Consider the following 19139-nt stretch of genomic DNA (forward strand, 5'->3'; position numbering starts at 1 on the left):
CTTCCGGCCTGCTAGCCGTTATTCTTCAGCAGGCGCTGCTTTTCGCGGTCCCAATCCCGCGTTTTTTCGGTTGCCCGCTTGTCATGCTGTTTCTTACCCGCCGCAAGCCCCAGCTTGACCTTGACCTTGCCCTTGTCGTTGAAATACAGGGTCAGCGGCACAAGGGTCTTGCCAGCCCGTTGCACCTGCGCGTGCAGGCGCGCCAGTTCGCGCTTGTGCATTAACAGCTTGCGCGGGCGACTGGGATCGTGATTGAACCGGTTGCCATAGTCATATTCAGCAATATGGGCATTCACCAGATACAATCCGTCATTCTCGAAAGACGCATAGGATTCTGAAATATTGGCACCGCCAGCACGAAGGCTTTTCACCTCCGTCCCGACGAGCATAATTCCAGCCTCAAAATCTTCGGTAATGAAATAGTTGTATCTGGCTTTCCTGTTTTCGGCGATTGTCTTGCTGTTGCCCATAACCTTACTCACTTGGGATTAGTTCCAAATCCCCGCGTGACGCATGGCAGCCTCGACCTCGCGCTTGATCGGTTCGGTAACCTTGACCAGCGGCAGGCGGATATCTTCCTTGCATTTGCCAAGAAGGGACAAGGCATACTTGGTGGGTGCCGGGCTTGCAAACAAGAACAAAGCACGATGCAGCGGCATCAAAAGGTCCTGAAGTTCCAGAGCCTTCTTCATGTCACCGGCCAGACTGGCTTCCTGCATTTCGGAAACCAGGGCGGGTGCCACATTGGACGCCACGGAAATACAGCCGTTACCACCGTGGGCATTGAACCCGATGGCAGAGCCGTCCTCGCCGGACAACTGGTTGAAATCCTTGCCGCAATGCAGGCGCTGCAGGGATGCCCGCGCCACATCGCCGGTGGCATCCTTGACGCCAACGATATTTTTCAGCTTGGCCAACTCACCCATGGTTTCCGGGGTCATGTCAACCACACTGCGGCCCGGAATGTTGTAGATATAGATCGGGATATCCACGGCATTGTTGATGGCCTCGTAATGGGCATACATGCCTTCCTGGGTCGGCTTGTTGTAATAGGGCATGGCGATCAGAACCGCATCGGCACCGGCTTTCTGTGCCTGCTGGCTGAGACGGATGGCCTCTTTGGTGTTGTTGGAACCGGCACCGGCCATGACCGGAACGCGGCCATCAGCGGCCTCGATGCACAGCTCGATCACACGGTCATGCTCCGGGTGGCTGAGGGTCGGTGACTCGCCTGTGGTGCCAACCGGCACCAGCCCCTTTGTTCCGGATTTTATCTGCCAGTCTACAAAGGATTGGAATGACTTCTCATCCACACTCTCTCCATCGAACGGAGTGATAAGTGCGGTAAGTGATCCTCTAAACATGACAGTTTCCTTTATTGACTGCAATTCCACATAAAATTCCGCCGGGCTTTCTTCCCTGCCCACAACCGGAAAGAACGAGTTATAAGCAGACTAACACTGTTGGCAAGATGTAATCTTTAGCCAATGGATGATTTCCCCAAATTTTTCCTGTACATCCATGCGGGCAAAGGGAAAACCCCTGCCCCGCCGCCCCTCAATACGGCTCAGGAAACGATCAGGTCCATGCTTTGCCGGGTGGTGAAATAATCCTCGCAGGCATCGACAAAGGCCCGAACCGTCCTCCTGTTGATACTGCTTTCCATATAGGCCACCACCAGACGGGATTTTCGCAGGGTTTCCGCCAATGGCCGGCACACCACCCGCGTCCCGCTGTGGGTCAGGTCCGTGGGCGGCTTGGATTGCAGCAATGCCAGCCCCAACCCGGCCCCGACCATGCTTCGGATCATTTCATAATTCCCCGACTTATAGACAAAGTTAGGCTCGAACCCGGCACTTTCAAATAACGACGTGTAATACTGGCGGGAGCTTGGCAGATCGAGCAGGATCATGGGCTGGTCCACCAGATCGGCCAGCGATATCCGCGCCTTCGCCGCCAGCGGGTGCCCCTCGGGCAGGACCAGATGCGGCGGGACCACGGCCAGCGTCCGGGTTTTCAGGCCCGCGCTGATATCCGCCTCGTCATAGGAAATGCCCACATCCACCTCGCCGCGGTGGATGCTGTCAAAGATATGCCGCACATTGCCTTCCACCACATTGGTATGAATGGCCGCATGGGCCGTTTGCAGGCGCTTCAGGATCGGCACCAGAACAATCGGGGAAATGGCGTTGAAGCAGCCCACATGCAGTTCGCCTGAAATATTCTGCCGAATTCCGTGAATATCCGTCTCCAGCTTTTCCACCTGATCCAGAATTGCCTGCACCCGGATCAGGATTTCCCGCCCCTTGGTGGTCAGGGTAATCCCTTTTGAACGGGTGCGGTTAAGCAGGGTCAGACCGGTTTCCTGTTCCAGACTGTCCACCGCAAGGCTGACCGCCGATTGCGAGATGTTCAGGGCCTGCGCCGCCTGTGTCAGGCTTTTGTGATGGGCCGCCGCCGCAAAATACCGCATCACCCTCAGGGATACGTTCATTAGAAAACCTCATATTATTAATATCAAAAATATATTTTTCGAATGAATTGCCCCGTGTCAATATTTTTTCGGGTTCACAAGGAGGAAGAACCCCCATGCCAGGAAAAGGAAGACGGACAGCCCCGCTGGTCAACAGGTTCTGCCTTGGCATGACCATTCTGTAACACGGAGGAAGGTATCATGCTGTATAGAGTTGGGAACATCGCGGTCGCGGGACTGGCGCTTGGATTGGCGTATCTGCCAACCACAACGCCGGCACAGGCCGAAAATATTCTGCGGTTTGCCAATATGGGGGATGCGGCCACGCTTGACCCTTATGCGCTGAACTCGCAGGTCACACTGCTTGCCGGGATCCAGATGCATGATGCACTGGTCATGCGCGACCCGGAAATGAAAAAGGTGCCGGGACTGGCGACAAGCTGGGAAAGTATTGATCCGCTGACATGGCAGTTCAACCTGCGCAAGGACGTCAAGTTTCATAACGGCAACGCCTTTACCGCCGATGATGTGATTTTCTCCATCAAGCGGGCACAGGCGGAAACCAGCCAGATGAAAGGCTACCTGAACACCATTACCGAGGTGCGCAAACTGGATGACCATACGGTCCAGCTTGTCACCGACAAGCCGAACCCGATCCTGCTGGACCAGTTGATCAACATCTTCATGATGGACAAGGAATGGTCCGAGGAACACAACGTCACCGAGCCCCAGAATTTCAAGGACAATCAGGAAACCTATGCGGTGCGCCACACCAACGGTACCGGGGCGTTCAAGCTGGAAAGCCGGGAGCCGGACGTGAAAACCGTGCTGGTCCGCAATCCCGACTGGTGGGGGAACGAGATTTACAAGCACAATATCGACAAGGTGGTCTGGACACCGATTGCCAATGACGCGACCCGCGTGGCGGCCCTGCTGTCCGGCGAGGTGGACCTGCTGACCGATCCGCCCATTCAGGATTTGAACCGGCTGGGACGGCATGACGCCCTGAAGGTGGAAAAAACACCGCAAATCCGGACAATTTTCTACGGCTTTGACGTGCGGTCCGAAGAACTTCGCAATTCCAGCGTCAAGGGCACCAACCCGTTCAAGGATGTGCGGGTCCGCAAGGCCTTCTATCACGCCATTGATATCGAGGCCATCAAGCGCGCGGTCATGCGCGGCCTGTCCGCCCCGGCGGGCATGGTGATTGAGCCGCCCATCAACGGCTATCGCGCGGAATGGGACAAGAACCGCCTGCCCTACAGCCCGGAAAAGGGTAAGGAACTGCTGGCGGAAGCCGGATATCCGCAAGGGTTTGAAGTGCAGCTTGATTGCCCCAACAACCGCTACCAGAATGACGAGGCCATCTGTCAGGCCACGGTGGGCATGCTGCAGAAAATCGGCATCAAGGCCAACCTGAATTCCCAACCGAAAACCCAGCATTTCCCGCTGATCACCGGCAAGGGAACGGATTTCTACCTACTGGGCTGGGGCATCCCGACCATGGATTCCGGCTTTATCTTTGACTATCTGATGCATTCCGACGGGTCCTGGAACGCCGGCGGATACGGCACACCGGAACTGGATGCCAAGATCGAGGCCATTCGCGGCATTGTGGATGCAGAAAAACGGAACCAGATGATCCACGAAATCTGGACCCAGATCCAGGCGGATGTCCCGTACCTGCCGCTGCATCACCAAATGATCGCATGGGCCATGAAGAAGGGCCTCGATATTCCGATCGAACCCAACAACATGCCGCGCTTCTATTGGGCAAAACTGGACGGCTAAGGCCGGACACTCGGGGGGTGGGCCCGGCCCTGAAAAGCCGGGCCCTCTTTTTTCGGATCGGGGGACTGTATGATCAATTTTATCCTGAAGCGCCTGTTGCAATCGACCGTGGTGATGCTGTTTGTGGCCCTGATCAGTTTCTTTCTGTTCAATTTCGTGGGCGACCCCATCAGCAACATGGTGGGACAAGAAACCTCGACCGAAGATATGGAGCAACTGCGGGAAAATCTGGGCCTGAACGATCCGTTTCTTGTCCAGTTCGCCCGTTTTGTCGGCAATGCGGTACAGGGGGATTTCGGAATTTCCTATCGCCTGCAACGCCCGGTGGAGGAACTGGTGGCGGAACGGATGCCCGCCACACTGGAACTGGTCTTTGTCTCGGCCCTGATCGCCATCGGCCTCGGTGTTGCGGGGGGGCTGTTCACGGGCCTTCGTAAAAATCACTGGCTGGCGCGGCTGACCCTGACCTCATCCCTGATCGGGGTCTCCCTGCCCACCTTCATTATCGGTATCCTGCTGATTTATATCTTTGCGGTGCAACTGAACTGGCTGCCGTCCTTTGGCCGGGGCGAGGTCGTGCAGATCACCGATGGCTGGTCAACCGGTCTGCTGACCGGCAGTGGCTGGCGCGCCATCATCCTGCCCGCCATCACGCTGGCCCTGTACCAGACCACGCTGATCCTCCGGATCATCCGGTCCGAGATGCTGGAGGTCATGCGCACCGATTTTATCAAATTCGCCAAGGCCCGCGGCCTGAAAAGCCGCGACATCAACTATGGCCATGCCCTGAAAAACACGCTGATCCCGGTCATTACCGTCACCGGCCTTCAGATCGGCTCCCTGATCGCGTTCTCCATCATCACGGAAACCGTTTTCCAGTGGCCCGGTATGGGCAACCTGTTCATTCAGGCGGTCCAGTTCGCGGATGTGCCTGTCATGTCCGCCTATCTGGTGCTGGTGGCCCTGTTCTTTGTCGTCATCAACCTGATTGTCGATCTGCTCTATTTCGTTGTCGATCCGCGCCTGCGGGCCGATCTGGTTCACTAGGGGAAAGAAAATGACCAAGGCAGGCCTGATCAAGTTTCGGAACGATTTTCTGGATCATGACATCACCTACAGCTTTCTGCATTCACCTGCGACCATCATCGCCGCCCTTGTCACGCTGGTGATGTTTGTCATGGCGTTTGGGGCGCCGCTGTTCACCAGCTATACCCCGTTTGATCCGGGCAGCCTGAACCTGATGGACGCCTTCATCCCGCCGGCGTGGGAAGACGGCGGCACCGCCCTGCATGTGATGGGCACCGATGGTCAGGGCCGGGACATTTTCGCGGCCATCCTGTACGGGACACAAGTGTCCCTGACCGTTGGCCTGCTTAGTGTGCTGCTGTCCATCGGGATCGGCATCCCCCTTGGCATCATCGCCGGATATAGCGGCGGCTGGGTCGATACCGTGATCATGCGCATTGCCGATATTCAACTGACCATTCCCCCGATCCTGATTGCCCTGATGATCGACGGCATCACCCGCACCTCGATCAGTCGGGACCTGCACGAAGTGGTGGCGATCCCGGTTCTGGTGGCCTCCATCGGTATTGCAAGCTGGCCCCAATATGCCCGCATCACCCGCAGCGGCACCCTTGTGGAACGCAACAAGGACTATATCGCTGCGGCCAAGCTGATCCGCACCCCGGTGCCGCTGATCCTGCTGCGTCACATCCTGCCGAACGTGATCGGTCCGACCCTGATTGTCGCGACCATCGGAGTTGCTGTTGCCATCATTATTGAAGCGACCCTGTCCTTTCTGGGCGTTGGCGTCCCTCCCACGACACCGTCACTCGGGACTCTCATTCGCATTGGCAACAGCTTTTTATTCTCGGGCGAATGGTGGATCACCTTCTTCCCGGCCCTGACCCTTGTCATCCTTGTTCTGTCGGTCAACCTGATCGGGGACTGGCTGCGGGACACCTTCAACCCGAAACTGAGGTAAGCATCATGGCTGTTCTGGATATTTCCGATCTGTCTATCGAGTTTCCAACCCGCCGCGGTATCCTCAGTGCTGTTGAGGGACTGTCCCTGTCCATTGAGGCCGGCGAGATTCTGGGGGTTGTGGGCGAATCCGGGGCGGGAAAATCCCTGACCGGCAATGCGGTTGTGGGCCTGCTGGAGCCGCCCGGCCGGGTTTCCGGCGGGACCATCCGCCTGAACGGCGAGGATATCACCCATCTGTCCGAAAACGCCATGCGCCGGGTTCGCGGGGCACAGATAGGCGTTATCTTCCAGGACCCGCTGACCAGCCTTGATCCGCTTTATACCATCGGTCGGCAATTGACCCAGACCATCCTGACCCACCAAAAGCTGAGCGCCGCCGGGGCACGGGACAAGGCCATCCAGTTATTATCCGAGGTGGGCATCCCCGCCCCTGAACGCCGCTTTGACGCCTATCCCCACGAATTTTCCGGCGGGATGCGTCAACGGGTGGTGATCGCGCTGGCGCTTTGTTGTGATCCCTGCCTGATCATCGCGGACGAGCCGACAACGGCACTGGATGTGTCGGTTCAGGCGCAGATCATCGACCTGTTGAAAAAACTGGCCCGGGAAAAGGGGGTCGCCACCATGCTGGTGACCCATGACATGGGGGTCATTGCCGAAACCGCCGATCGGGTGGCCGTCATCTATTCCGGGCGCCTTGTGGAAATGGGCAAGGTCCGGGATGTGATCGACACGCCCCGCCATCCCTATACCCGGGGCCTGATGGATTCCATTCCCCAGATCGGCCAGAATCTCAGAACCCTCCCGAATATCGAGGGGGCCATGCCGCGCCTCAACGCGCGGCCGGAGGGATGTGCCTTCAATCCGCGGTGCACACAAACCCTGGACCGCTGTTTCAGGCATGTCCCTCCACTTGACACCACTGCGGATGAGCAGCGGCAGGTTGCCTGCTGGCTTTTGACAGAACAGGAAAACAGGAAGGAAACCGCCTATGCCTGAACAGGTCGCCGTTCAGGTGGACAGCCTGAAAGTCTATTTCGATGTCTCGCCGCCGCTGGTAACCCGCCTGCTGAACAAGCTGCCGCGCCAATATCTGAAGGCGGTGGATGACCTCAGTTTCTCGATCACCAAAGGGCAGACCTTTTCATTGGTGGGCGAGTCGGGATGCGGGAAATCCACGGTTGCCCGCTCCGTGGCCGGGCTGTGCCGCATTCATGACGGCCAGATCACCATCAACGGCACCGACGCCGACCTTCCTGCCGCCCGACAGGACCAGCGCGACGCGGCCGAACAGGTCCAGATGATTTTCCAGTCCCCCTATGCCAGCCTCAATCCGCGCTGGCGCGTGCGGGACATTGTGGCCGAACCGATCCGCGCCTTCAAACTGGCCCGGGACAAGGCCGATGAACGGCAACAGGTTGCCCGGTTGCTGGAACAGGTTGGCCTGTCGGCCAGTGACGGCGAAAAATATCCCCATGAATTTTCCGGCGGACAGCGCCAGCGGATCTCCATCGCCCGCGCCCTGTCCAGCCGCCCGAAATTCCTGATCTGTGATGAACCCACATCGGCGCTGGATGTATCGGTTCAGGCGCAAATCCTGAACCTCATGACCCAGCTTCAGGATGAACTGGGCCTGACCTACCTGTTCATCAGTCACGATCTGGCGGTGATCGATCACATGTCCGACTGGGTCGGGGTCATGTATCTTGGCCGGATCTGCGAAATCACGCCCAAATCGGAACTGTTTGCAAACCCGCGCCATCCCTATACCCGGATGCTGCTGGCAACGGTCCCGGACCTGCAGGGCAAAAGCAACCGCCCCACCATCACCGGCGAGGTTCCCAACCCCATCACCCCACCAACAGGTTGCTACTTCCATCCCCGCTGCCCCCATGCAGAGGACCGCTGCAGAAGCGAGCGCCCCACCCTTCAAACCCATGGCCCGACGCGGGTCGCCTGTCACGCCGTGCAAGAGAAAAGACTATGAAACGAATTGCCGTCGCCGGTTTTCAGCACGAGACCAACACCTTTGCAGATCACAAGGCCGACTTTCAGTCCTTCTCCATGACCAAGGACTGGCCGCCGCTTTGCAGCGGGCCGGATATGCTGGACACAGTGGCCGGGTTTCACCTGCCTGTGGTCGGCGCACTCAGCCGTCTGTCACAAGAGCCGGATGCGGAGATTGTTCCCCTGACATGGGCCTTCGCGGTTCCGTGCGGCCATGTAACGCGGGATGCGTTCGAGCGGATCGCCGGCATGATCACGGATCAGTTGGCGGCGGCGGGCACACTGGACGGGGTGTATCTGGACCTTCACGGCGCCATGGTCAGCGAGCATTACGAGGATGCGGAGGGCGAACTTCTCCGCCGGATCGCCATGCTGGCCGGGTCCGGCGTCCCCGTCGCGGCCAGTCTCGACTATCACGCCAACATCACCGAAAAGATGCTGGAATATGCGGATTATCTGGATGTTTACCGGGAATATCCCCATACGGACATGGCAGAGACCGGCTATCGCACGGCCCATATCCTGCTGGACATGATCGATCGGGATATCCGCTATCACAAGGCGCTTCGAAAACCGGATTACCTGATCCCGCTGAACCTTGGATGCACCACCATCGAACCCTGCCGGACACTGATGGCCAATTTGAACACCCTTCGGGGCAACCTGCCCGACCTGACCCATATGTCGTTCGCGGCGGGATTTGCCCTGTCTGACATCCACGAGGCTGGCCCCGCCATCCTTGTCCATGCCCAAGACAAGCAAACCGCCGATAACACCGCCGATCACGTCCTTGAGTTACTGAAGACAACAGAGCAGGCGTTTGAGCCTGTCGGCCTGCCCGCACCCGCCGCCGTTGAGGAAGCCATGGGGCAAGCCCGCCATGCCGCGCTGCCCATTATCATTGCCGATACACAGGACAATCCCGGCGCCGGGGGAAGCGGCGATACCACCGGGGTTCTGAGGGCGTTGCTGGCTGCAGGGGCCGAAGATGCCCTTTGCGGGTTCATCGCTGACGGGGAAACCGCCTTGCAAGCCCATGTGGCGGGGGAAGGCGCCGAGATCAAGGCCCGGCTTGGCGGCAAACTGTTCAAGGGGGACAGGCCCGTTCAGGGCACCTTTCGGGTATTGGCCCTTGGGGATGGGGAGTTTACCGGCACCGGCCCCATGTGGAAAGGGGCGCGAATGCAGCTAGGCCTCTGTGCCCTGTTGGAACGGGGCGGTGTCCAGATCGCGGTATCCAGCAAGACCATCCAGACCGGAGACCAGTCCATGTTTCGGCATCTGGGTGTTGATCCCACCGGGAAAAAGATCATTGCCCTGAAAAGCTCTGTTCATTTCCGGGCCGATTTTGAACCCATCGCCCATTCGGTTCTTGTGGCGCTGGCACCGGGACCGGTGCTCCTTGATCCCGGGCAGATCCCCTATCGGAACATCCGCCCGGATGTGCGCCTCAGTCCCAACGGACAAACCCTGCAGCAGCGGTCCAGCGCGTAAAAAGCTGGAAAGCCGCTTCCGCATGTCTATCGGTCCGACGTGTTTGTCAGGCCAGATCAGGACAGGATCAGGCCTAACCAGTCCCCTTTTGTTCCAGTTCAGCCTCGATCCCGGACAGACAGCCCAGCGCCTGTTCCGCCAGTTCAAGGGATAGCCGCACCGTGGTCTGGGCCGTGCCATCCCCCTCGGTCCGCGCCTTATAAAGTTTGCGGCTCAGGGTCTCGATCTTTTCCATAAGGATTTTCCGGGTCGCGGTCAAAAGCGGAAGCGCGCCCCCGTCCCCCTTGCCATCCCGCAATATGTCCGGGCCAAAGCTGCGGTGCATATTGATCAGAAGGCCCGTCGCAACAGCCCAGAAATGTTCGTATCGACGCTCGAAATTAAGGGTTTTTGACAGGATATCCGCCCGAATTTCCTCAGCCTCTCTATCGGTTGCCCCCTGCCGCTCGGCTTGCTCGATCCGCCGTTCCGCTTCGCCCAGAATATCCTTGTAAACCTGCATGGTGACAAACGCATTGCCGATCAGGCGAAGCCCCTCCCGGGCTGTTTCCAGACTGAAAAGCTGATGCCGGACCTTGCCCTCCACTTGCTCGTTCAATTCGCAATGCAGAAAGTTTTCATACAGGGTTTCGCGCATGTCCTGCGAAAAATCAAAGGCTGGCACATGGCGGAGGGCTGGAAATAGGTCTTCCGGCCGGATGCCCGCAATATCCGCCCCCATGATCACCAGCGCCTCACAGGCGCGGCTTTGTCCCATCCCTGCGTCATGGGCGAAATAGCCCCCGAAACGAAGGGCCTCCCACGGATGGCGACCGGTCAGGAAGCATAAAACCTTCGCAAGGTTCCGGGCATCCGGCACCGGCCGGGACACCAGCGCCACCGGCACCCCATCGCTCAGGAAAGTGGTCCGGCTCCCTTCGGCCTTGTCAATCAGGCTCAGCGCCGGGTCCAGCGGGGCCCGTTCATCATCCGCCCTGAAAGCCCCCACAGGCAGGCCATCAAAGTGGTCAAAATCATGAACATCTGCCTTCCGGTCCAGCGCCTGAAACTGTTCCAATGTCTGCGGTAGGTCCCGGACCGGCACCCGCGTCCGGTTCATGGACTGGAAAACGGCCGGATCAACAACCTGCTCATGGGCATTCTGCACCAGCTTGCCGTTCACATAGGTAAAGCTGGGGCGGCCCACCTCGCCGCCAAGATAGCCATCCCGCCCGTCGGTGCGCTTGAATTTCAGGACAAGCGACGAATGGGGGGACTGCATATGAACAGCGGACAGGCATTGCCGTTCCATATCGATCTTGAACTCTGCGGCGACGCCGGGCAGGATCCCCTCCAGATAGGCATGACACAGGGCCTCCACCGTCTCGCGGTCCTTCATGTCTGCCGCGCTCAATCCCCGGCCGGTTTTCGCCTGCAGCAGGAAATTCATGGCCTGAAAGGAAATCGGCGCGCCCCGCCCCACATAATATTGCAGGACGGAGGTCAGTTCACCCTCCCCCTCTTCAATGCGGGAGGACATTTCCTCGGCAAAAAGAAGGTTCCTCTCCACCTCGCTTTCAAGGCAGGCAAAGACCGTATTCTCGATCAGGCCACCAACCCGGCCAACCGGCGCCGCATAGGCAGATGGCCAGCGGATTTCCGAGGGCGCGTCCCTGTCCTGCCCGCCCCGGTTGACAATCGGCGCCTTAATATCGGTTCGGGTGGACGAGGCACTGACCGCCCCGTGAATATCGTCAATCGGGTCAATGTCATCCCCATAGGCGTCCATCATGGCCTGAACGGCATGACCATCCACTTCGGGCCGCACCCCGAGACGCCGACAGACCGAATGATAATAGGTTCGGAAATCCTGCCGCTCCCGATAGCATCCCAACCTGTCCCCGTCAGGAGCGCGGAATTCCTCCCGCGTCATGTCATAATCGGGCAGGCTGGTAAAATGATACCCCCGAACCTGGGACCGAAAGACCCCGGAAACCCCATTGAAGGCTGCCAGTCGTCGCCCCAGCAGGGACAGCGTGCGTGTTACATAAGGCATGTGCTAAATCCTGTCAGATCAGAAAAGTCAAAACCAGAGGGGGCCGGGCGCAAGACCAGCGCCCTCCCTTGTCCGAAAGGCGACTTCCGGGCTAGTCCTCAATCACGGCAAAACCGAAGTCTGTCTTCAAATCCTCGGCAGCGCCAAGATGATGAGGGAATATGGTGGGCAGGGAATATCCTTCGGGAAGTTTGTCTTTCTTGCGGCCCGTGCTTGATCCATGCGGAAAGGGACCGGTCAGTCCCAGCCGGAAATGATAATTCTCTAGCGCATCAACAAGGACCGTCTCGAAGGGGGCGTCTTCCCCATCCGCCCTGTCCGGCCCCACCGCCACCAGCGGCGGGTTCTTCCTGAGGGTGAAATCACAGGTCAGAAGCGTGCCCGCATCCAGATATTTCAGAAGGTTCCGCCAGTGTCCGGGCCCAACCGGCAGGCTCACGGACTGCCCATCAATGTCGCGGATATCGTGGCTCAGGACACTCAGCAACTGATACAACTGCCGGGTCCGCACCAAGAAGTCGCTGGATCGCTTGCAGTCCCGCGTCTTCTCCAGAAAGGAGCGGACATTCCCCACATAGCAAAAGTTGGCGGACGGGGTCGCTGTTTCCAGCGACAACTGCACCTGATACGTGGCCAGTCCCCACGTAAAAAACGACCCTTCCCCTGCGGGGGGAAGAAGCTCCTGTATCTGCACCCCGCCCCCTTCGTCATACATCAGGACCGGCACCACAATCGGCGGGGCCCCCTTGGGTTGGCGGAATTGCAGAACCGTCAACAGGCCCGCCCGTTCCGACGGCCTGTTTTCGTATCGGGCCACCATTTTCAGGCACAGGCTTTCAAAATTACGCCGCTTGAAGTCGCTGGCCCGCTGCAGAAACCCGTCAATCGCAGGCAGTCCGCGAATACTGTTGATCAGCCCTGCGGCCTCGGGAAGTCCTTCTGATGACCCGCTGATCCTGTCCTGAAACGCCTTCAGGGCCGCCTCATAGGTCGGCTCATCATGGCGTTCCTTCAGGCGCAACAAATGCAACAATCGATCACAAATATCGGCGGTGTTGGCAATTCCCCCCCCGTTCAGGACAATAGCCAGATTGCCGCGTTCCTCAGGTGGGATCATGAAAAAGAAGAAACCGAATTCCACATCCGTAAAGGAAAGGGTCGCCTCTTCTGAAACCCGGACCTTGTGAATATACGCCTGGGCAATTTCGGGCTTCAGCGGATTGGTCGTCAGACCGCCGGAGAAGTAGTCCTGTATCATCAGATAGGACTTGTAGTTATCCTCCTTTGCGATCTCGGTGATTGTGTCATCAATCTGCTGGGTATAAATCTTCTCAATTTCCTGATCGGTCAGGTTTAACCTTCCCAGATAGGTGTCAAACAAGTCACTGGTCAGAAGTCTTTCCAGTTTACCCGTTCCATGCTCGGCCAGATAGGTGATCAGGCGATCCGGGTTCCACGGCGCCTTGTCATACTGGAGACTGATTTCCAGAAGCCCGTTTCGATCACGAACGGATTTCCAGATTGTCCGAGGATAGTCAATGTAGCAAAGCGGGTTCAACTCGCTATCCCATAATCCGAACAACTGCGCCGTATCCTCATTTTTCGCAATATTCGTATGGTCTGTGAAAAAGGGAACTTCCAGGCCGTAACGGGACGCATTCATTACAAGGGAGGGCCCGCCGGATTTTTCATACCGGATCATCCGCTCCAGATTTTTCCGGTTCTCGAAACCGAAGACAGCATCCTGCGTAAAAACGGTCCGGTGTTGGGGGCGTGTCACCCGTCCGAACCAGTAGCGGGGGCTTTTGACAAGCCCGCCTTTGAACAAACCACTCATCGAAACCCTCCATACGATCCTGAAGGATTTCAGATTGTCATTCCGCCATACAATACAACCTGAAATTTCATTAAAGACATTAAAATGAAGAAGAAAGAATACACCCTTATTCAAGTAATCAAGGGTGTGACGACAGGGGTATGCACATTGAAATGCCAGTCTTAACAGAATTTGATCTTGTGGGATGGATTTACCGCCCCCACGCGCTCCTGTCGGGCTGTTAGGTATCGGGGCGAAAAGTAAATGCGTGTTTTTCTAAAATGCGACCTTTTTATTTACAAATCTTAAACCGCTCCTTGCTAGCGTAGGGCCCAATGGACCGGTTTTGAAGTGAGAGTGCCGGTTTCGAAAGGCTCACTTCTTTCGTGAAGGACTTAAAGGATGCGGTTGAGAAAATTTCTTCTGAACTCAAGCGGCTCTGTAACGGTATATGCCACATTATTTACAATGGTTGCCGTTGGTGCGGGTGCACTGGCGCTGGATTTCGGGCGCATGACTCTCCTGCGGGCGGAAATGCAGAACCGGGCCGATGCCGGGGCCATGGCCGCCGCCCGTTTTCTGGATGGCAGTGACGGCTCCCGTGCCATTGCAACGGATGTGGCCGTGAACGCCATGACCCAGATCAGCGGCGTCAATGCCGAGGAACTGGATGTTTCTGCCGTCCTCTATTACAGCTCCCTCAGCCCGTTGACCGAAGCCACCTCGGATTTGAACGCCAAGTTCGTCCATGTCAAACTGAACGCGAAAAACATGAACCTGTTCTTTGCGCCGGTTCTGAACATGCTGGCCAATCCCGAAGCGCCGGCCAACGCGACCCAGTCCGCGCAGGCCATCGCTGGCCCGAAACCGTTCCTTTGCCATGCCCCGCCCCTGATGATCTGTGATTTTCTGGAAAACAGCCCACCCACCAACCTTCGCAACCCGGACAATGCCGGTCGCATGATTGTGCTGAAGGAACCACAGGGCGGCGGCAGTTGGGCACCGGGGAACTTTGGCCTGCTGTCCCTGCCCGATGGTTCCGGCGGTGCCAAGGACATTGAAGGGGCGCTTGCGGCTGTCGCACCCGAAGACTGTTACAGTATTGATGTTGAAACCGCACAAGGGTCCAAGACCAACAAGGTCAAGGATGGCGTGAATGCCCGCTTTGACCTTCCGGGCAACCCGTGGCCCTATCCGGCCCCCAATGTCATCAACTATCCCCGCGACAACCAGATTATCGCCGACAGCAATATCAAGCTGGGAGACGGCTACTGGAATATCGCGAGCTACTGGTCAACCGTCCATGCCGGTGATCCGTTGCCTCTGGCATTAGCCGAGCATGATGGCCGCCCCACCTCCCGCCTTCAGGTTTACCTGTATGAACTGGGCGAAACCTTCTGGCGCAAGGGGAACCAGACCATCTATCCCATCCCGGCGGATACCGCCATCCCGGAAGGATTTGTCGAGGTCGCTCCGGCCGCCGCCGATGTTCCCCGGTCGCCCTCCAACCCCCATGACAACACACGGGATGGAGAGCCCAGTCAGGAAGCCGCCCCCAATGGGGCCAAGCGCCGCTTTGCGCAGGTGGCCCAGTTGCAATGCGTGGCCGACAATGTTCACGGCAACGGGACCTATCCGACCAACGGCAACTATATCGAAATTTTCATCACGGAATTCGTTCCTGACCCTCCTGAAGCCGCGATTTACGGAGAAATCATTCGTCCCCTGAATCCGTCAAACCATGCCGAGTATCACTCCAATGTTGAACTCTTTTAGGAAATTCAGGAAAGCCTCAAAGGGCAGTGCCTCGGTCGAGTTCGCGCTCTACCTGCCGGTTCTGCTGCTGCTTGTCATCGGTGTGACCGAGGTCAGTGCTGCCGTGATGCAAAGCGTCATTCTGGAGAAAAGCATGCGATCCGGTGTGCTCTATGCCGCCCGCTCCAGCCTGCCCCTGTCAGAAGAGGTCAAGACGCAGGTCGCCAATATTGTCAAGAAAGGCAACCCGGAAGGCACGGGCAGCTATCTGGTGGATGGCTGGGCCGACGAGGCATCGACCCTGAACCTGAGCATTGGGAATTACACCCTGTCTTCGGAAACGTCGGTTCTTGGCAGTAACCAGCTGCAGGTGGTCAAGATGACCGTCAGTGTTCCCTACCAACCCATTCTGGGGGATGTGATGTCACTTCTCGGGATCGGGAAATTCACCATGGCTCTCACACAGGAACAGGCGCATATCGGTGTCTAGATCGCTACTCTCCCTTATCCGGCAGCTTGGGCGGTGCCAGCGCGGCGCCGGGGCGGTTGAATTCGCCTTCATTCTGCCGCTGCTCCTGTTGCTCAGTTTCGCGGCCATCGAATTCATCGCCGTATTTTCGGAATATCACAAGGCCAATGAGGCCACGCGGATCATTGCCCGGAACCTGTCCAAGGCAACCCCGCTGGTCAGCCAGTCCACCCTGCTGTCCAATTCCCCCCATGTCTGCACCCCGGAAACCTGCCCCGGCCTCAGCGGCATTATTGCCGATGCGCAGAAAATCCTGCCCGCCCTGACGACCGCGGATGTCAACGTCACCTACGAGGTGAAGGATGTTGCCAATATCGGCTATTCCGTGGGCTACAAACCCATGATCACCGTGCGCCTGGATGGGGTCCAGTACAACTTCACCCTGATCAGCATGTTTCCCGGTGTACCGCAAGGGTTTGCCCTCAACCCGGCGGAAACAAGCACCCTTGGAAAGTGGTACTGATTTCGGTGGACCTCACACCACACTCGACTTGATCCGGCGGGGATAACGGGTATCCTGTTGACATGACCCTCAACAGACAAGGTTTCATTCCGTGACACGTACATCGCAGACCCCCGCCACCATCTTTCTGAAAGACTACAAGGCCCCGACCTTCCGGATCACGGATGTTCAGCTAACCGTCGAACTTGGGGAAGAGACAACGCGGGTCACCTCCAACCTGTCCTTCAGCCGCAATACGGACGGCGGACAGCAGGTTCGGTTGCACGGGGAGAACCTGACCCTTGTCTCGCTGGAGGTAGAGGGCCGCGAAATTCCCCCTGCCGAGTATACCCACACAGACAAGGACCTGACCTTTCTGGCCCCGTCCGACCAGTTCACGGCAAGGATCGTCACGGACATCCGGCCGCAGGACAACACGGAACTGGAAGGGCTTTACAAATCCAGCGGAAATTTCTGCACCCAGTGCGAGGCGGAAGGGTTTCGGAAGATCACCTATTTCATGGATCGCCCCGATGTCATGGCCACCTTTACCACCACGGTTATCGGTGACGGGTCGAAATATCCGGTCATGCTGTCCAACGGCAATCTGGACGGGCACGGCACCCTGAAGGACGGACGCCAGTTTTTCCGCTGGGTGGACCCGCACCCGAAACCAGCCTATCTGTTCGCCCTTGTGGCCGGGGATCTGGCCTGTGTGTCCGATGAATTCGTGACCATGAGCGGCCGCCGGATCGACCTGAAAATCTATGTGGAGAAAGGCGACGAGGACAAATGCGCCCACGCCATGCAGTCCCTCAAAAACTCCATGAAATGGGACGAGGAGAAATACGGGCGCGAATATGACCTTGATATCTTCATGATTGTCGCGGTCAGCGATTTCAACATGGGGGCCATGGAAAACAAGGGTCTCAATGTTTTCAACTCGAAATATGTTCTGGCCTCGCCGGAAACCGCCACAGACGCGGATTTCGACGGCATTGAAAGCGTCATTGCCCACGAATATTTCCATAACTGGACCGGCAACCGGATTACCTGCCGCGACTGGTTCCAACTGACCCTGAAGGAAGGCCTGACCGTTTTTAGGGACCAGCAATTCTCGGCAGACATGAACTCCGCCGCCGTCAAGCGGATCGAGGATGTGCAGCGGTTGCGCGCCGCCCAATTCCCTGAGGATGCCGGCCCCCTCGCCCATCCGATCCAACCGCAAAGCTATGTGGAGATCAACAACTTCTATACCGCCACCATTTATGAAAAGGGGGCGGAAGTCATTCGCATGATCCATACCCTGCTGGGCGAGGAGAAGTTCCGCAAGGGCATGGACCTTTATTTTGACCGCCACGACGGACAGGCGGTCACCACCGAGGAATTTGTCGCCGCGCTGGAGGACGGCTCCGGTGTCGATCTGACACAGTTCCGCCGCTGGTATACCCAGCCCGGAACCCCTGAAATCACGGTCACCGACCAGTATGACCCGGCAACCCGCCGCTATAGCCTGACCGTGCGGCAGGACAATCCGAAAGCCGGCCCCAAGGCACCGCCGTTGCATATCCCGCTGTCCCTTGGCCTGCTGGATGATCAGGGCCATGAGCTGATGGAGGGGGCCGCCGGCAACATGCTGAACCTGACCGAGCACGAACAGACCTTCACCTTTGATGACATCCCGGCGCGGCCGGTCCCGTCCCTGTTCCGGAATTTTTCCGCGCCCGTCAAGCTGGGCAGCAACCCGGCGGACGAGCGGCTGGATTTCCTGTTCAAGAATGACAGTGACCCGTTCAACCGCTGGGAAGCCGGGCAACGGCTGGCAACGCGCTGCCTGCTGGACATGGTGGAAAAGCATGACAGCCCGGAACGGCCCAACGCGCCGTCCGGCACCTTCATGGATGCGTTCGCCGCCCTGCTGACGGACGAAGATCTGGACCCGGCCTTCCGGGCCGCCGCCATGGCCCTGCCCGGTGAAAACTATATTGGCCAGCAGATGCCGATTGTCGCCGTGGATGCCATTCACGAGGCCCGTTCCGCGTCCATGCGCAGCATCGGCACCCGGTTTGAAGACGACCTGACCCGGATTTACAACCAGAATTCAGGGCAGGACAACATGGGGTGCCGCCGCCTGAAGAATGTGGCCCTGTCTTACCTGACCGCGACGGAAAGCGAGGATCATATCCTGCTGGCCGCCCGCCAGTATCGCGAGGCCACCAACATGACCGACCGGGTGGCCGCCCTTGGCCGCCTTGTGGATACGGACCATCCCGAGCACGACGCCGCCCTTGCCGATTTCTATGCCCGCTGGGAAACGGATCAACTGGTCATCGACAAATGGTTCACCTTGCAGGCCATGGCGTCCCGCCCACAAGCCATGGACGATGTGGAAGGCCTTCTGAAACATCCGGCCTTCACCCTGCTGAATCCGAACCGTGTGCGGTCCCTGATCGGGGCCTTTGCCGCCGGTAACCCGGTGCACTTCCACAGCATTTCCGGGCGCGGCTATCGCTTCCTGTCCGACAGGATCATGGAACTGAACAAGACCAACCCCCAGATCGCGGCCCGTCTTGTCTCGCCTCTCGGTCAGTGGCGGCGCTATTCCCCGGAACGGCAAACCCTGATGAAAGAGGCGCTGAACCGCATTCTGGAAACAGAAAATTTGTCGCCGCATGTCTTTGAAATGACCAACAAGAGCCTTAATAATTAAGGGACGGATAACGTTTTTATGGCATAATGGGCGTCTCAGGCCCAAAGATCATTTCTAACTGTTGAGGGGAGGCTCACCATTTCTATCAGGCGTGCATA

The 19139-nt window shown here is 57.9% G+C and carries 15 protein-coding genes; 10 read left to right on the plus strand and 5 right to left on the minus strand.

Annotated features, from left to right (window positions below):
* Nucleotides 1–11: 11 nt before the first annotated feature.
* The 3 genes from smpB to FQB27_RS12765 form a co-directional block, all read right to left on the minus strand.
* Nucleotides 12–470 (minus strand): SsrA-binding protein SmpB, encoded by a 459-nt coding sequence (gene smpB, locus FQB27_RS12755; protein ID WP_169561835.1) that lies wholly within the window; start codon nucleotides 468–470, stop codon nucleotides 12–14.
* Between the two features lie 18 nt (nucleotides 471–488).
* Nucleotides 489–1364, minus strand: a complete 876-nt coding sequence (gene dapA / locus FQB27_RS12760; RefSeq protein WP_169561448.1) for a 4-hydroxy-tetrahydrodipicolinate synthase — start codon at nucleotides 1362–1364, stop codon at nucleotides 489–491.
* 203 nt (nucleotides 1365–1567) lie between these two features.
* Complete coding sequence (locus tag FQB27_RS12765; protein WP_169561449.1) at nucleotides 1568–2494, minus strand: LysR family transcriptional regulator; 927 nt, start codon at nucleotides 2492–2494, stop codon at nucleotides 1568–1570.
* Nucleotides 2495–2674: 180 nt separating this feature from the next.
* Here FQB27_RS12765 and FQB27_RS12770 point away from each other — a divergent pair, with 180 nt between their 5' ends.
* From FQB27_RS12770 to FQB27_RS12795, 6 genes are all read left to right on the plus strand, one after another.
* Nucleotides 2675–4264 carry an ABC transporter substrate-binding protein gene (locus tag FQB27_RS12770; RefSeq protein WP_169561450.1) on the plus strand — a complete coding sequence of 530 codons (1590 nt, stop codon included), beginning with the start codon at nucleotides 2675–2677 and terminating at the stop codon, nucleotides 4262–4264.
* Between the two features lie 69 nt (nucleotides 4265–4333).
* Nucleotides 4334–5311 (plus strand): ABC transporter permease, encoded by a 978-nt coding sequence (locus tag FQB27_RS12775; protein ID WP_169561451.1) that lies wholly within the window; start codon nucleotides 4334–4336, stop codon nucleotides 5309–5311.
* 10 nt (nucleotides 5312–5321) lie between these two features.
* Nucleotides 5322–6251 carry an ABC transporter permease gene (locus tag FQB27_RS12780; protein ID WP_169561452.1) on the plus strand — a complete coding sequence of 310 codons (930 nt, stop codon included), beginning with the start codon at nucleotides 5322–5324 and terminating at the stop codon, nucleotides 6249–6251.
* Between the two features lie 5 nt (nucleotides 6252–6256).
* Nucleotides 6257–7252, plus strand: coding sequence for an ABC transporter ATP-binding protein (locus FQB27_RS12785; RefSeq protein WP_206374644.1), 996 nt, complete (start codon nucleotides 6257–6259; stop codon nucleotides 7250–7252).
* The gene (locus tag FQB27_RS12790; protein ID WP_169561453.1) at nucleotides 7245–8240 is read left to right on the plus strand and encodes an ABC transporter ATP-binding protein; all 996 of its coding nucleotides are present in this window, start codon (nucleotides 7245–7247) and stop codon (nucleotides 8238–8240) included. The genes FQB27_RS12785 and FQB27_RS12790 overlap by 8 nt, the downstream gene beginning before the upstream one ends.
* Nucleotides 8237–9754 carry a M81 family metallopeptidase gene (locus FQB27_RS12795; protein ID WP_169561454.1) on the plus strand — a complete coding sequence of 506 codons (1518 nt, stop codon included), beginning with the start codon at nucleotides 8237–8239 and terminating at the stop codon, nucleotides 9752–9754. The genes FQB27_RS12790 and FQB27_RS12795 overlap by 4 nt, the downstream gene beginning before the upstream one ends.
* 73 nt (nucleotides 9755–9827) lie before the next feature.
* Here the strand turns inward: FQB27_RS12795 and FQB27_RS12800 are convergent, their stop codons facing one another.
* Together FQB27_RS12800 and FQB27_RS12805 are read right to left on the minus strand one after the other, a co-directional pair.
* Entirely contained in the window at nucleotides 9828–11789 is a 1962-nt protein-coding gene (locus FQB27_RS12800; RefSeq protein ID WP_169561455.1) for a hypothetical protein, read from the minus strand.
* A 91-nt stretch (nucleotides 11790–11880) separates the two neighbouring features.
* Complete coding sequence (locus FQB27_RS12805) at nucleotides 11881–13626, minus strand: hypothetical protein (RefSeq protein ID WP_169561456.1); 1746 nt, start codon at nucleotides 13624–13626, stop codon at nucleotides 11881–11883.
* 381 nt (nucleotides 13627–14007) lie between these two features.
* On the opposite strand from FQB27_RS12805, the gene FQB27_RS12810 reads away from it, so the two are divergent.
* The 4 genes from FQB27_RS12810 to pepN all read left to right on the plus strand — a co-directional run bounded on the left by FQB27_RS12810 (nucleotide 14008) and on the right by pepN (nucleotide 19041).
* Nucleotides 14008–15381 carry a pilus assembly protein TadG-related protein gene (locus tag FQB27_RS12810; RefSeq protein WP_169561457.1) on the plus strand — a complete coding sequence of 458 codons (1374 nt, stop codon included), beginning with the start codon at nucleotides 14008–14010 and terminating at the stop codon, nucleotides 15379–15381.
* Nucleotides 15365–15850, plus strand: a complete 486-nt coding sequence (locus FQB27_RS12815) for a TadE/TadG family type IV pilus assembly protein (RefSeq protein WP_169561458.1) — start codon at nucleotides 15365–15367, stop codon at nucleotides 15848–15850. The genes FQB27_RS12810 and FQB27_RS12815 overlap by 17 nt, the downstream gene beginning before the upstream one ends.
* Nucleotides 15843–16352: a TadE/TadG family type IV pilus assembly protein gene (locus tag FQB27_RS12820; protein WP_169561459.1), complete on the plus strand. Its 510-nt coding sequence runs from the start codon at nucleotides 15843–15845 to the stop codon at nucleotides 16350–16352. The genes FQB27_RS12815 and FQB27_RS12820 overlap by 8 nt, the downstream gene beginning before the upstream one ends.
* Nucleotides 16353–16443: 91 nt before the next feature.
* Nucleotides 16444–19041, plus strand: a complete 2598-nt coding sequence (gene pepN, locus FQB27_RS12825; RefSeq protein WP_169561460.1) for an aminopeptidase N — start codon at nucleotides 16444–16446, stop codon at nucleotides 19039–19041.
* Nucleotides 19042–19139 lie beyond the last annotated feature (98 nt).

The sequence above is a fragment of the Sneathiella chinensis genome (assembly GCF_012720115.1).
Taxonomy (GTDB): domain Bacteria; phylum Pseudomonadota; class Alphaproteobacteria; order Sneathiellales; family Sneathiellaceae; genus Sneathiella; species Sneathiella chinensis.